General features: G+C 33.3%; 11 protein-coding genes. 5 read left to right on the top strand and 6 right to left on the bottom strand.

Features of this window, described 5'->3' with window-relative positions:
- Positions 1-118: 118 nt before the first annotated feature.
- From VOI54_RS16105 to VOI54_RS16115, 3 genes are read right to left on the bottom strand one after another with little or no spacing between them, the layout of a single operon-like run.
- Positions 119-784 carry a 3'-5' exonuclease gene (locus VOI54_RS16105; protein WP_326284136.1) on the bottom strand — a complete coding sequence of 222 codons (666 nt, stop codon included), beginning with the start codon at positions 782-784 and terminating at the stop codon, positions 119-121.
- Positions 785-2,701 carry a DUF294 nucleotidyltransferase-like domain-containing protein gene (locus VOI54_RS16110; RefSeq protein ID WP_326284139.1) on the bottom strand — a complete coding sequence of 639 codons (1,917 nt, stop codon included), beginning with the start codon at positions 2,699-2,701 and terminating at the stop codon, positions 785-787.
- Positions 2,702-2,732: 31 nt separating this feature from the next.
- Positions 2,733-3,347: a fumarylacetoacetate hydrolase family protein gene (locus tag VOI54_RS16115; protein WP_326284140.1), complete on the bottom strand. Its 615-nt coding sequence runs from the start codon at positions 3,345-3,347 to the stop codon at positions 2,733-2,735.
- Positions 3,348-3,598: 251 nt separating this feature from the next.
- Between VOI54_RS16115 and VOI54_RS16120 the strand changes: the two genes are divergently transcribed.
- Positions 3,599-5,371 (top strand): ABC transporter ATP-binding protein, encoded by a 1,773-nt coding sequence (locus VOI54_RS16120; protein WP_326284141.1) that lies wholly within the window; start codon positions 3,599-3,601, stop codon positions 5,369-5,371.
- Between the two features lie 11 nt (positions 5,372-5,382).
- The gene (locus tag VOI54_RS16125; RefSeq protein ID WP_326284142.1) at positions 5,383-5,904 is read left to right on the top strand and encodes a DinB family protein; all 522 of its coding nucleotides are present in this window, start codon (positions 5,383-5,385) and stop codon (positions 5,902-5,904) included.
- A gap of 37 nt (positions 5,905-5,941) precedes the next feature.
- Here VOI54_RS16125 and VOI54_RS16130 read toward each other — a convergent pair whose 3' ends face one another.
- Together VOI54_RS16130 and VOI54_RS16135 are read right to left on the bottom strand one after the other, a co-directional pair.
- Positions 5,942-7,399 carry an amidohydrolase family protein gene (locus VOI54_RS16130; protein WP_326284144.1) on the bottom strand — a complete coding sequence of 486 codons (1,458 nt, stop codon included), beginning with the start codon at positions 7,397-7,399 and terminating at the stop codon, positions 5,942-5,944.
- Between the two features lie 109 nt (positions 7,400-7,508).
- On the bottom strand, positions 7,509-8,714 hold the full coding sequence (locus VOI54_RS16135; RefSeq protein WP_326284145.1) for a multidrug effflux MFS transporter: 1,206 nt from the start codon (positions 8,712-8,714) through the stop codon (positions 7,509-7,511).
- A gap of 102 nt (positions 8,715-8,816) precedes the next feature.
- On the opposite strand from VOI54_RS16135, the gene VOI54_RS16140 reads away from it, so the two are divergent.
- From VOI54_RS16140 to VOI54_RS16150, 3 genes are all read left to right on the top strand, one after another.
- On the top strand, positions 8,817-9,401 hold the full coding sequence (locus tag VOI54_RS16140; RefSeq protein WP_326284146.1) for a Crp/Fnr family transcriptional regulator: 585 nt from the start codon (positions 8,817-8,819) through the stop codon (positions 9,399-9,401).
- Between the two features lie 107 nt (positions 9,402-9,508).
- Complete coding sequence (locus VOI54_RS16145; protein WP_326284148.1) at positions 9,509-10,087, top strand: YceI family protein; 579 nt, start codon at positions 9,509-9,511, stop codon at positions 10,085-10,087.
- A gap of 463 nt (positions 10,088-10,550) precedes the next feature.
- Positions 10,551-11,849 carry a hypothetical protein gene (locus VOI54_RS16150; protein WP_326284150.1) on the top strand — a complete coding sequence of 433 codons (1,299 nt, stop codon included), beginning with the start codon at positions 10,551-10,553 and terminating at the stop codon, positions 11,847-11,849.
- A 301-nt stretch (positions 11,850-12,150) separates the two neighbouring features.
- Here VOI54_RS16150 and VOI54_RS16155 read toward each other — a convergent pair whose 3' ends face one another.
- On the bottom strand, positions 12,151-13,692 hold the full coding sequence (locus tag VOI54_RS16155; RefSeq protein WP_326284151.1) for an acyl-CoA carboxylase subunit beta: 1,542 nt from the start codon (positions 13,690-13,692) through the stop codon (positions 12,151-12,153).
- Positions 13,693-13,696 lie beyond the last annotated feature (4 nt).

A 13,696-nucleotide genomic window follows, 5' to 3' on the forward strand; every position in this document is an offset into this window, starting at 1 on the left:
TATACGCTACTCTTAATAGTTTTCAAATCAAAATGTGAACCATTATAGAACCGCATAACTACTAATTGTTGTGCGGTTTTTTAATAATAAAAATGATCAAAAACTGTATAATTTTTAATTATCTGTTCAACAAATACCCCCATTCTAAATTTTTACGTTTTTCCAATCGCGATAAAATTTTTAAGAACACAATTGCAGTTATAAGGGCATCTCCGCTTGCTGTATGTCTATCAATCATAGGTACGTTAAGCGCTTTGCTCAAATCATCTAAAGTATAATGCTCTTTTAGATTTTCACGGTAAATAATATGCTTTGATTTATTGAATAGGATTCCGGTATCTATAAACTTGTTTTTTAACATACCAAGCCCATGCCTTGACAACATTTCATTCATCATATTTCTATCAAAATTGGCATGATGAGCAATTAAAACAGAATTTTTAATATAAGCCAGAAATGTTTTTAATGCCTCTATTTCAGATACTTTATTCACTTTGCTGCTTTTCATTAATTCATGAATTTCAACGGTGTCCGGGTTAAAAATATCTTGTTCTAGGTACAGTTCCAAACTACCATTTACCGGAATAGATTTGCCTGTAAATGCTACAGCACCAATAGATAGGACCCTGTCTTTTTTTCTGTCAAACCCTGTTGTTTCAGTATCAAAAGCAATAAAGCGCGTTTCCTTAATAGGTGTTTTTTCAAATTTTTTAAAATGTTCGAGGTAGTCCATCCAGAAATCAGGATAATTCTTATTGCCCTTTTTAAACCATTTCAATACCATTTAGATAAGGTTTTTTAAATCAAAACGAATTTTCAAAATCTCTTGAATTTCCTGGATAGGTTTAAAACAACGTCTTAGTTTCAACTTTTCTTCTTTAGTTAAAGTTTCTAAGTCTATAAGTTTACCAGAATTACCATGTAATAAACCTTGTTTTGTTTTAAATTTTGATAAGGCTTTGAAGGCATAAGCACAAGACTCGTGTAATTCCTTATTTTCTGGCTCTAATTGAGCTAATCTTTCAAAACGTTCATAAGTATTGTTAACGCCTCTTATCTGTTTACTTAAAATAAGTAACCTTGCCGAATCAACTAATGGCATGACTGCCCTGCTTTTTATATTAAAAAGTTCTTTGCGTTCGCCGTTCTGCTCTACCAGAAATTGCTTGAAAAACCCTAAAGGAGATGGGCTTTTAACAGCATCGCTGCCCAAATATTTATAAAACAAACTGGTTTCACTTAAGCTGGTATATATAGTGTCTGTTAGCGTATCAATTAAATCCTGATTACCATATACACAATTGTAATCAAAAAAAATAGATGATAACAGAATGGCTTTTTGGTCAGGCTTTAAAATCCAGTGTTTAAATTGTTCTTGCCATTCCTTAATAGATTTACACCATTCCGGATTACTTGCCATCATATCGGCTTCACAATATTCAAAACCAACTTTGTTTAATGTGCCGGTTACTAAGCGAGACAATTCTAAAAAATAAGATTGGGTGTCTTTATACTGTGCCTTAGATACATTTTCAAAAACTAAGGCGTTATCCTGATCAGTAAATAAGAGTTGTTCTCGTCTACCTTGGCTTCCTAACGCTAACCAGGCAAAGGAAACCGGAGGAGGTGAATCCATTTTTTTAACAGCAAGATCAATGGCTCTGGCCGTTACGGCATCATTAACCTGAGAGATCACATTAATGATATGTGAAATGGGAATGTTTTGTTCCAGATAACTTTTAAGTAAGCCATTTGCCTTTAACCTAGCGGCACGTAACTTTTTAGTTTGCTTGGCACGTTTTATTTCTTTTAGAATTACTGTTGGGCTATTGCCTAAAGTTGCTAAAACATCATGATGGGTAAGTACTCCAATGAGCTTAGAGTTCACTGTACCATCTTTAGTAATACACAAATGGCCTATGCTGTTTTTTATCATTTGCAACTGTCCGTTGGCTACTGTTAAATCTTTCTTTCCGGTAATTACCGGGGAAGTCATGATGTTTGTAACTGGAGTCTCAATAGGGAAAAGCCCTGTGGCTATTTTGTTTTTTATATCACTATTAGTAATAATACCTACAGGCTTTTTATCAGAATCAACTACAATGATGCACCCAATTTTATGTAAACTCATTTTTTTAGCGGCACTTTTTAGTGTTGAACGCACACCACATGTAATAGGTTTTTCGGTATAATTGGCGGTTTGAAAGTTTACAATATCTTCAGAACGGTTTGGAAGGTAATCAACAAAGATTTTATCCGCTACTTCAGAAGTATACGGCGCATATATATTTGAAGCAAAAGCCGTAATGAGGTATTTTTGAATTTTTGCACTGTTATCGGTTACAGATTGAAATAAGTTGACAGGAATTGCATAGACAATAGACTCTTCATTGGCTGTAGCTGTTAACTGATATGGGTCTTTTGATATTAAAGGCTGTAAACCAAATACATCACCTGTATCATGAATGTTCATGATCTCATCTACCTCTCCATTTTCATAGTGCAGGCCCACAGCACCATCTCTAATCACATAAATGTACTCATGAGAGGGATCCTCCTTTTTAAAGACGGTATCCCCTTTTTCTAAATACATGATGGTGACCTCTGCAGCTATATTCCTTAAGTTTTTGGGCTTAACCATATTAAAGGGCGGGTAACGCTTTAAAAAATCACTAACACGTTCTGCAATGGAATTTTTCATGTATATTGAAGGAGTAATACTGTTAAGGTAGCTAAATTAGTTTAAAATCCAATAACAACGTGTCTTCAATAAAGGCCTGTAAATGATCGCCTTTTATGTTTAATCCTGCTCCAGTAGCCGGTGTCCCTGTAAAAATCAAATCTCCGGGTACTAAAGTCATAAACTTTGAAACATAGGCAATAATCTCGCTAAAGTTATAAATCATATAGCCGGTATTTCCAACTTGTTTTTCTTCGCCATTAATAAGCAGGTTAAAATTAATATTGTTTAAATCCGGAAAATCAGAAACCGGTTTAAAGTTTGATATCGGTGAAGCTCCGTCAAACCCTTTAGCCAGAGCCCAGGGTTGTTGTAATGCCCTACTGGCCTTAAGAACATCAATTGCTGTATAATCAATACCAAGACCTATTTCTCCAATATAAGAAACAGCATCATTTTCAGGTATATCTTTACCTGTTTTTCCTATTTTTGCAACTAATTCTACTTCATAAAGCAATTCATTAGTAATTTTAGGAAAAACAATATCTTTATTATTAGTAACTAAAGTACTTTCTGCTTTTAAAAAGATAAGCTGATTACCAGTTTTAAGTGCGGAAGCTTCATTTTTATCGTTCACATAATTCTTACCAATACCAATTATTTTCATGTGTCTATATTAATTTTATATGTTGTATATACAGAGCATTAAAAGTAATGAATTAAGCACGTTGTAGACTAGGTTTTTTATGCTAATTTTTAGTAATAATATAGAAGGTATGGTCATTGAAGACTATTTTTTTTATGAAGCATAAACCTTTTCTATTTTTCAAATTTGTTTCTGTACCATTTATTCATTAATGAAGTGGATGAAATAATTTTCAAGAAAAACACTTACCTTTCTAAACTCAAAAAAATGGAATGGAACACATTAAAGATTCTTCGAAAAAAAGAGATAAAAGTAGGCCCAAAGTTACTATGGTAAAGGCTTTTAAAACCATTATTTGGCCCAAGCGTAACTTAGTTTTTATTGGTTTGGTATTGATCGTTATTCGTAGTTTGGCTGGTTTAGTTTTACCTTGGCAGAGCAAAGTGCTTTTAGATGATGTCGTGCCGAGCAAAGACGCCTCTCAGCTATTTAGTTTGATAGCAATTGTTTTGACCGCTATTTTAATACAGGCTATAACATCTTTTTCATTGACACGAATTTTAAGTGTTCAGGCACAATATTTAATTAGTGAATTGCGGGCACAGGTTCAGAAAAAAGTATTATCACTGCCTATTAGTTTTTTTGATAATACTAAATCAGGAGCATTAGTGTCCAGAATTATGAGCGATGTAGAAGGCGTAAGAAATCTTATAGGAACCGGTTTGGTACAACTTGTAGGCGGGACCTTTACGGCCATTGTTTCGCTTATCATATTAATAAAGCTAAACCCATGGATGACCCTTTTTGTGTTTATTCCGTTGTCTATCTTTGGATATATAGCTTTAAGAGCTTTTAAATATATCAGGCCTGTTTTTAGAAAAAGAGGTAAAATAAATGCGGAGGTTAAAGGACGGTTAACCGAAACTTTAGCTGGGGTTCGTGTGATAAAAGCTTTTAATGCAGAAGAACAGGAAAATAGAGTTTTTGAAAAAGGGGTGGATAAATTATATCAAAATGTAAAAAAGAGTTTAACCGCTACGGCTTTAATGACCAGTTCATCAACTTTTTTAATTGGAGTAGCCACAACCGGAATTATGGGAATTGGCGGATATTATATGATTCAAAGTGATATGACCACAGGGGATTTCCTGTTTTTTACTTTAATTTTAGGTTTTATGATTGCGCCTATTGTCCAAATGAGTAATATTGGTAGCCAATTAACGGAGGCACTAGCTGGATTGGATAGAACGGAAGAACTTATGAATATGACAGCTGAAGAAGATAATCAGGATCGTATTATTCAATTAGAGCAATTAAACGGGGAGATTGTATTTGATAATGTGTCATTTGCTTATGAAGAAGACAAAGAAGTATTACATAATATCAGTTTTAAGGCTCCTGCAGGTTCTGTGACGGCTTTAGTGGGGAGTTCTGGTTCAGGAAAATCAACAATAGCAGGATTATCTGCTACATTTTTAAATCCAAAATCGGGGATAGTCACTATTGATAATCAGGATTTATCTAAAGTAAAACTGAGTAGTTACAGGCAGCATTTAGGTGTAGTACTGCAAGATGAATTCTTATTTGAAGGCACTATAAGAGAAAATATTATGTTTCCAAGGCCTAATGCTACAGAAACAGAATTAGAAAATGCCGTTAAGGCGGCCTATGTTAATGAGTTTACGGATAGGTTTGACAAGGGGTTGGAAACCCTAATAGGGGAAAGAGGAATAAAACTTTCCGGTGGCCAGCGTCAAAGATTGGCCATTGCCAGGGCCATTTTGGCAGACCCGAAAATCATTATTTTAGATGAGGCTACTTCTAATTTGGATACCGAAAGTGAAGCTTTGATTCAGAAAAGTTTAAACCAATTGGTTAAAGACAGAACAACCATAGTTATTGCACATAGATTGAGTACAATTAAAAAAGCAGACCAAATTTTAGTTATTGAATCTGGTCATATTGTAGAACGAGGTACTCATGATGAGTTAATAGCTCAAGGTGGCAGGTATTATGACTTATATACCTATCAGGCAAAAATTTAAACTGTTTTAATATGACAATAAAAGAAGTAAAGCAAGAAGAGTACAATCCGTACTATAGTACTTATATGAATAAAGTTCCTAAAGATTATAAGCTTATTGAAGCTTATGAATTAGGACTAACACATGTTGTTGCCTTTTTCCGGGGTATTCCGGAAGACAAATTAAGATATTGTTATGCGGAAGATAAGTGGAGTATTAAAGAGGTTTTTCAACACATTATAGATACGGAGCGTGTATTTATATATAGATGTTTTAGAATTTCCAGGCATGATACTACGCCTTTAGCAGGCTTTGATCAAAATGATTATATAAAACCTTCCCGGAGCCATAAGAAAACATTAGAACTCTTAATTGAGGAATACCAATCTGTTAGAAATCATTCCATTACATTCCTTAAGAGTTTAAGCGATGACGATTTAAAATTTATAGGTAATGCTAACGGGAGCCCTATATCAGCAAGAGCAGCCGCATTTTCGGTTATAGGTCATGAAATTCATCATATAGATATATTAAAAGATCGTTATTTGACTTAGCAAATAACGATCTTGTTTATAACTTACGAGTTGTATTTTATTTAGCTAACATTTGTCTGCCAGGTGTTTCTCCAGTGAATTCACCATTTTCAACAACTGCTTTACCGTTTACTATAACATAGTCCCAGCCTACAGAAGGGTGATTAGGCTCTGTATAAGTGGCTTCAACTTTTAAATTATCCAATTCAAATAGTAATAAGTCTGCATAAGCACCGATTGCAATTCTACCTTTTTTCTTAAAAATAGGCGCAAAGGGTTCTAATCTTTTTGCTGGATAATAACTACATCTGGCTACAGCATCAGAAAGTGTTAATAAACGATCTTCTTTTACATATTTTTCAAAAACCCTGGTAAAACTTCCAGATACATTGGGATTAGCTTTTACTTCCGGATCTACGGCAGGCGTGGCGTCTGATGCAATCATCATTTGTGGGTATTTTAGTGCTTCTTGTATCCACTCTTCTTTCATATAGTGATGTATGATGAAGCTTTCAGGGTGTGTTTTACGCTTTTCTTCCCAGGTTTCTTTGGTGAACCATTCTCCGGTATTTGACCATTGTACATCTTCATAACTTATATTAAAAATGGTTTGCCAATCTCTGTCAAACACATCGGCCGAAATACTTGTTGATCCAGCAGTATATGGAAATATTTCTGTACTGATATCTGCACCGTTGGCATTAGCTTTATCAATGGCCTTCAGCCAATTACCAACTTCCCCCATAGCGTTTGCATTAATATGGCAGATATGTAATGGCGTACCTAATTCTAAGGATAAATCTAAAACATCATTCAAGCCTTGAATATCTCCATTTATACCTCTGCGAATATGTGCCCACACAACCACATTTCTTTTTTTGGCAACTTCAAAGACCATTCTTAATTCATCATCACTAATTGCCGGACTCATATAATCAAGTAGTAAGCCTATTCCTAAACCTCCTTCACTAATACCCTCATCAAGTATTTTTCTCATTTCTTCTATTTGTTCAGGAGTAGCAATTTGCACAAATGCAGCTCCGGGAAGCATTGCACCGTTTTCTGTAATGGCATAACCCTGGTCTTTTCCTTCAATGACCTTGATACGTGCCGCATAGTGTGCTACTGAAGCTCCATAATTAGCTTTGGCCTTTCCTTTTAAAAATTTTCCATAAGCGGTTTGTGGGTGTGCTCCTGCTTCCAGGTCTAAAGATGTAGTTACACCATCCTTTACCTGTAAAGATTCACCAAAGGGAAAAGGCGTATGTGTATGTAGGTCAATAAAGCCAGGGATAACTGTTTTTCCGTTAGCATCAATGACTTTAATGCCTTTTAAAGCGGCTTCAGAAATTTCACTAATAGTATCTGCATTGATACCAATGTTCATAACTTTGTCCATACCTGAGGCAGGATCTACAATGTGCCCATTTAATATGACTAAGTCATAGGAGGTCTCTTTTTTATCCTGACAAGCAAAACATATTACAAGCACAATAAATAATAGGGTTTTTTTCATAATGAGTTGATTTTTTGATTAGAAGAATTTATGTAAAAAATAAAAATAAATTAGTTATAATTTATTACAACTAATTATTAAGCAAATTACAATAATTTTCCTAATAAAATCAAGTATGAACAAGTTTTGGTTTTTGTTTATTTAAAATAAAAACTAAAAAAGATAAAACACCAAAAATAGAAAACCCAATAAACAAAGGTAAAACGGAGTCTACAACAAAGCCACCTATATAATTGGCAATAGGAACAGCCATTACGGTAGATATAAAACCATTTATGGCAGCTCCAATACCGGCAATATGTCCTAATGGCTGCATGGCAATAGCTCTTAAGTTTCCAAATAGAAAACCTACAGCAAAGAATTGTAAAGCAAAAAAGCTTAATAAAATATAAATACTGGGGTTATTTCCGGACCAGTATAATAAAAGGTATAAAATAGATACGGCAGCATATGCTATAGTTGCTATATAGGCAATACGCCACATCCCGTATTTTACAACCAATCTGCTATTTAAAAAGGTAGCTAAACCAACAGAAATAGCTAAACTGGCAAATATATAAGGAAACATATCAGCCAAATTATACTGCTCTTGAAAAATTTGTTGAGCTGTACTCAAATAGACCATGAATGATCCTGTAATAAAGCCGGATACTAAAGTGAAAGCTACGGCATCTTTATATTTAAAAAATTCTCTGGTGCCATCAATAAAAAGATGCCATGTGAATTTTATACGCTTTTCTTTTGGTAGGGTTTCAGACTGCCGTTGCCAAAACCAAATCATAATTATTATACCAAACAGCAGGTTGAAATAAAAGATAGATTCCCAATTAAAAAAAGTCATTAATACCTGTCCCAGAGTAGGAGCAATAACAGGAACTAAAATAAAGAACATGACTACTATTGATACTATTTTAGCCATATAATCACCACTATAAGAGTCCCGTATCATGGAGAGTGCCAGGCTTCGGGGAGAGGATAGTCCAACCCCTTGAAGAATACGACCTATAATCATCATTTCAAAATCTTTAGTTGTAACACAAATGATGCTTGCTATAATAAAAACTATAAATCCAAAGTATACAATAGGTTTTCTTCCAAAACTATCTGAAAGTGGTCCAAAAATAAGTTGCCCAAAACCCAACCCCAAAAAAATCATGGTAATTAATAACTGATTACTGGTAGTATTGGTGACACTTAAGTGCAAACCAATTTGAGGTAAAGCAGGTAATAAAGCATCAATGGATAATGCCACAATAGACATTAAAGAAGCCATTAATGCCACAAATTCTAACTTAAAATTTTGGGGTGATTTCATAGCGCAAAAATAGTTGAATTATTTCCCGTAGAAATCAGTTAGTCATTAATTAACACAATATTATTATTGTTAAATTTGATACTTTATATATAAAGTATTCAAATGCAAATACAACCCCTTTTAGATTATATAAAGAAATATGTTCTTTTAACAGAAGAAGAGGAGACATATTTAATATCTAAGGTAGGTTATAGAAAATATTTAAAAGGCCAGTTTATTGTTCAGCAGGGAGATATTTGTAAAAATAGTAGCTTTTTAGTCTCAGGGTGTACCAAGACATTCTATGTTGATGATAAGGGACAAGAGCATATAGTGATGTTTGCCGTAGAAGATTGGTGGGTTACAGATATAGGGAGCTTTATTACTCAAACACCTGCAGATTATAATGTTCAGTGTTTAGAAAGCACTGAGGTGTTTCAATTTTCATATGAAACACAAGAAGAACTGTTTCAGGCTGTTCCAAAACTGGAACGTTTGTTTAGGAAAATGCTGGAAAAGCATTTAGTGTCTTCTCAAAAACGTATTGTAAGAGGACTTAGCCTTAACGCCAAAGAACAATATTTGTTTTTTAAGCAACAATATCCAACAATTGAAAAACGTGTACCACAGTATATGATTGCTTCTTACCTTGGCATAACCAAAGAGTTTTTAAGTAAAATAAAAAAGCAATTACTTTTAGAAGAGTAAAATATTAAACTAGTTTAACATTATTTTATAAACTATATTGTTTTCTTAATATAAATTGTTTCTGATATTTGCATTATAATATTTAATAAAGAACAAAATTTTTTAAAATGAAAAAAACAATTAAAAATTTAGCAATAGTAGTATTAGTTACATTTTTTGCTTCATCTTTTACAGTAGTTGATGGGGATAAGAAGGAGATTAAAACTGAGAAAAGTAAAGTAGTTTGGAAAGGATACAAAGTAACAGGATCTCATGAAGGACTTATTAATATCAAGGCAGGTTCATTAGTATTTAACAATGACAAGTTGATCGGAGGGGAGATTACTATAGATATGGCATCTATTGCAGTTACTGATTTACAAGGAGAATACCAAGGTAAATTGGAAGGACATTTGAAGTCTGATGATTTCTTTGGAGTTGAAAAACACCCGATTTCAAAATTAAAATTTACAGAAGTGAAAGCTACCGGCAAGAATGCTTATGAAGTAACCGGTGATTTAACCATCAAAAATAAAACAAACCCTATTACTTTTGTGATTTCTGTGTATGGAAATAAAGCAACTGCCAATTTAAAAATTGACAGAAGTAAGTTTGATGTGCGTTATGGTTCTACCAGTTTCTTTGATAATTTAAAAGATAAAGCCATATATGATGAATTTGACTTGGTTGCAGATTTAGAGTTTTAATTAAGATGCATTCATAAAAAAGGTAAAAGACACTCAAAATAGAGTGTCTTTTTGTTTTATAATTAAAATAAAAGACTAAAAGTGTGATAATTTTTTCAAAATAAAATATGTGTAAGAAATGTATTTTACATGTTTTTATTAATATAGGATTATTATTACATTAGCACCATTATTTTTTACCCCAATAATTTTTAACTGAAACAAAATCTGTCGCTCTCAAAAAATAATATTCTTTTTAGTTACTATCTATTGCATCACATGCCATAGTCAGGATTATACACGTTATATTGATTCTGCCGATATTAGTATAGACGTTAACACTAAAAAGGCCATACGTTTTTTAGATTCTATTCCATTACCTCTTGAATCTTCAATTAAAGGCCGTATTGCTGATTATTATGCCATAAAGGCATTAATTCATGATGATTCTCAAGATTACCCTAAGCTATTTCAAAGTTATGTCTTGGCTCTCAAGTATGCTAAAAAAGAAAAAAATTACAAAGTGGCAGGAGCGTCCAGCTTAGAGCTATTTTCACGTATTTATTTTACTAAAAAGGATACAACAGCATTCAAATATTTAGAAGAGGCAAAAAAATATTATGAGTTAGGTGATTATAAACATGGCCTTGTTGAGATAGACCAGATGACAGCTTATATTAAATTTCTTGACGATGAGTATGAGAAATGTAATGATTTGATACTGCAAAAACTGGATTCTTACAAACAAATAGAAGACGATGCTTATTATTATTTATTTGCTACTTATATGTTAGTTTCTAACTACATTTATCTGGAGGATTTTGATAAAGCTCATTACTATCACAAAGCGTTTAAAACCACACTTAACAATCCAACAACAGTTTTTTATAACTATAACTCTTTTCAGGCTTCTATTGATGTCAATTTTGCAGAGGTGTTTTTTCAAAGAAAACAATTAGACTCGTTAGGCCATTATTTGGCTAAATCATCTAAGTTACAAAAGTACATGGGGGAAAAAGCAAGAAGTAATTATTATAAGCTTTATGCTGATTTTTATTCCTACTCAGGAGATTTAAACACTTCAAAGGCCTATTTGGATTCCTTAAAAATTTATAAGGATAAAATGTTCAGAAATGTTATTGATTCCAGTATAGAAATTAATGATATACTTCTACAGACTGAATCTGAATTGGAGGAAGAAAGTGATAAGAAATATTTAAATGGGATATTGGTAGGTGTTCTATTATTTTGTTTATTGGTTATATCTGTTTTATATCTGATTTTTTACAGAAAGCAAAAAGTTAAAATCTCAAATTTAAGTAGTCGGGAAAGTAGCTTTTCATATTTAAAAACCAACCATGAAAAGCTGAAGGTTAAAGTGAGGGGTTTAGAAGGGTATATTGATGAAGTAAAGAAAGAAGTAAAGACCATATCTACTATAGATGCCGTTGATGAGCAACGTGATAAAATTAAAGAACTTTATAAAAACGTACGCCTTAATTCTTCTACGGTATTATCTAAAAATGAAAGCCAACTAGAGCTAATAAATGATTTAAATATAGATTTCTTTACGCAAATTTCTGAAAAATATCCTCAGCTGAATGAATCTGAGATCATCATTTGCTATTATTTGTTTACTAAGTTTAAAAGTAAAGAAATTGCTCTTTTTTTAGGGACTACAACCAGGGCTATTGAAAGTAAGCGCTATAGAATCAGAAAGAAATTGAATATAAGGGAACGCAATATGACCATGTTCGAATTTTTTAATAAGGAGTTTCAGTAAATTTATTGAGAGTTCAATAAAAAATGGTAAATAACTTTTAAATACTATTTTTTAGGGATTTGAGTAGTTAATGAGTAGTTGTTTTTGTAGTCCTTAAATTAAATATTATGCATATTTGCGACAGTTATTAATTCAAAACCTGATTTCATATTATTTTAAGGTTAATTTATGATTAAAGGTTAATTTGATTGCATATTATCTTAATAACATAATTGGTTGGTTATAATATGTTATTTGAGAAGTTGTATTATCAAAGAATTAATTGAGGGTATAAAGGAAGTTCTATTAGAGCTTCCTTTTTTTATAACGGGATGTTGCCATGCTTGCGTTTTGGTCTGTCTACTTCTTTATTCTCTAACATAGCAAAAGCTTTTATTAGTTTGCGTCTGGTATCTTTAGGTAGAATAACTTCGTCAATAAATCCACGCTTTGCTGCTTCGTAAGGATTGGCAAATTTATCAGCGTATTCTTTCTCTTTTTCAGAAAGCTTTTTTACCGGGTCTTCAGCATTAGCAATTTCTCTTTTAAAGATAATTTCACTGGCACCTTTTGCGCCCATAACAGCAATTTCTGCCCCTGGCCATGCAAAATTCATGTCAGCTCCTATATGCTTAGAATTCATAACATCATAGGCGCCACCATAAGCTTTTCTCGTAATAACAGTAACTCTGGGAACTGTGGCTTCACTCAGCGCATATAATAATTTAGCCCCATGTACAATAATACCATTCCATTCTTGGTCTGTGCCAGGTAAGAACCCCGGAACATCAACTAAAACCAAAAGCGGAATATTAAAACAATCGCAAAAACGTGTAAAACGTGCTGCCTTTCTAGAACTCTTAACTCCCAATACACCAGCAAATGACATGGGTTGATTAGCTATGATACCTATACTCCGGCCTCCTAATCTTGCAAAACCTACTATAATACTTTCCGCATAATCTTTATGAATCTCATAAAAAGAATCCGTATCAATGATTCCGGAAATAACCTGATGCATGTCATAAGGTTTATTGGGGTTTTCTGGGACTATATTTGATAAAACATCTCGTACTTCATCGTTTAAGTTAACCTCAATTTTTTTTGTTTTTTCAGTATTATTTTGAGGTAGATAGCTTAAAAGCAATTTTATATCTTCCAAACACTGTACATCATTGGCAGAGGTTTTATGGGCAACACCGGATTTAGAAGCATGTGTATTTGCACCTCCCAGTTCTTCACTGGTAACCTCTTCATTGGTTACTGTTTTAACTACATTAGGGCCAGTAACAAACATATAGCTGGTGTGTTCTACCATAATAGTGAAATCGGTCATAGCTGGCGAGTAAACAGCACCACCGGCGCATGGCCCCATTATCGCTGAAATTTGAGGAATAACTCCAGATGCCTGAACATTTCTGTAAAATATATCGGCATAACCGCCCAATGAACGCACGCCTTCTTGAATACGGGCACCACCAGAATCATTTAATCCAATAATTGGTGCTCCAACTTTTACTGCCATATCCATGATTTTACATATTTTTTCGGCATGAGTTTCTGATAAAGCCCCTCCAAAAACAGTAAAATCCTGAGCATAAACATATACTAGTCGGTCATGTATTGTACCATAACCGGTAACTACACCATCACCATAATAGATTTGGTCCTGCATGCCAAAATCTGTAGTTCTATGGGTTACCAAGACACCAATTTCTTCAAAAGACCCTTCATCCAATAAGTAACTTATACGTTCTCTTGCGGTTAGTTTTTTCTTTTCATGTTGCTTATCAATGCGTTGTTGTCCACCGCCCAGGTGTGCCTGAGCCAGTTTATCTTTTAATGTATTTAGTTTTGATTCCATAGTG

Origin of the sequence: Alterotamlana spongicola (assembly GCF_035818475.1) — a bacterium.
Lineage (GTDB): Bacteria > Bacteroidota > Bacteroidia > Flavobacteriales > Flavobacteriaceae > Cognatitamlana.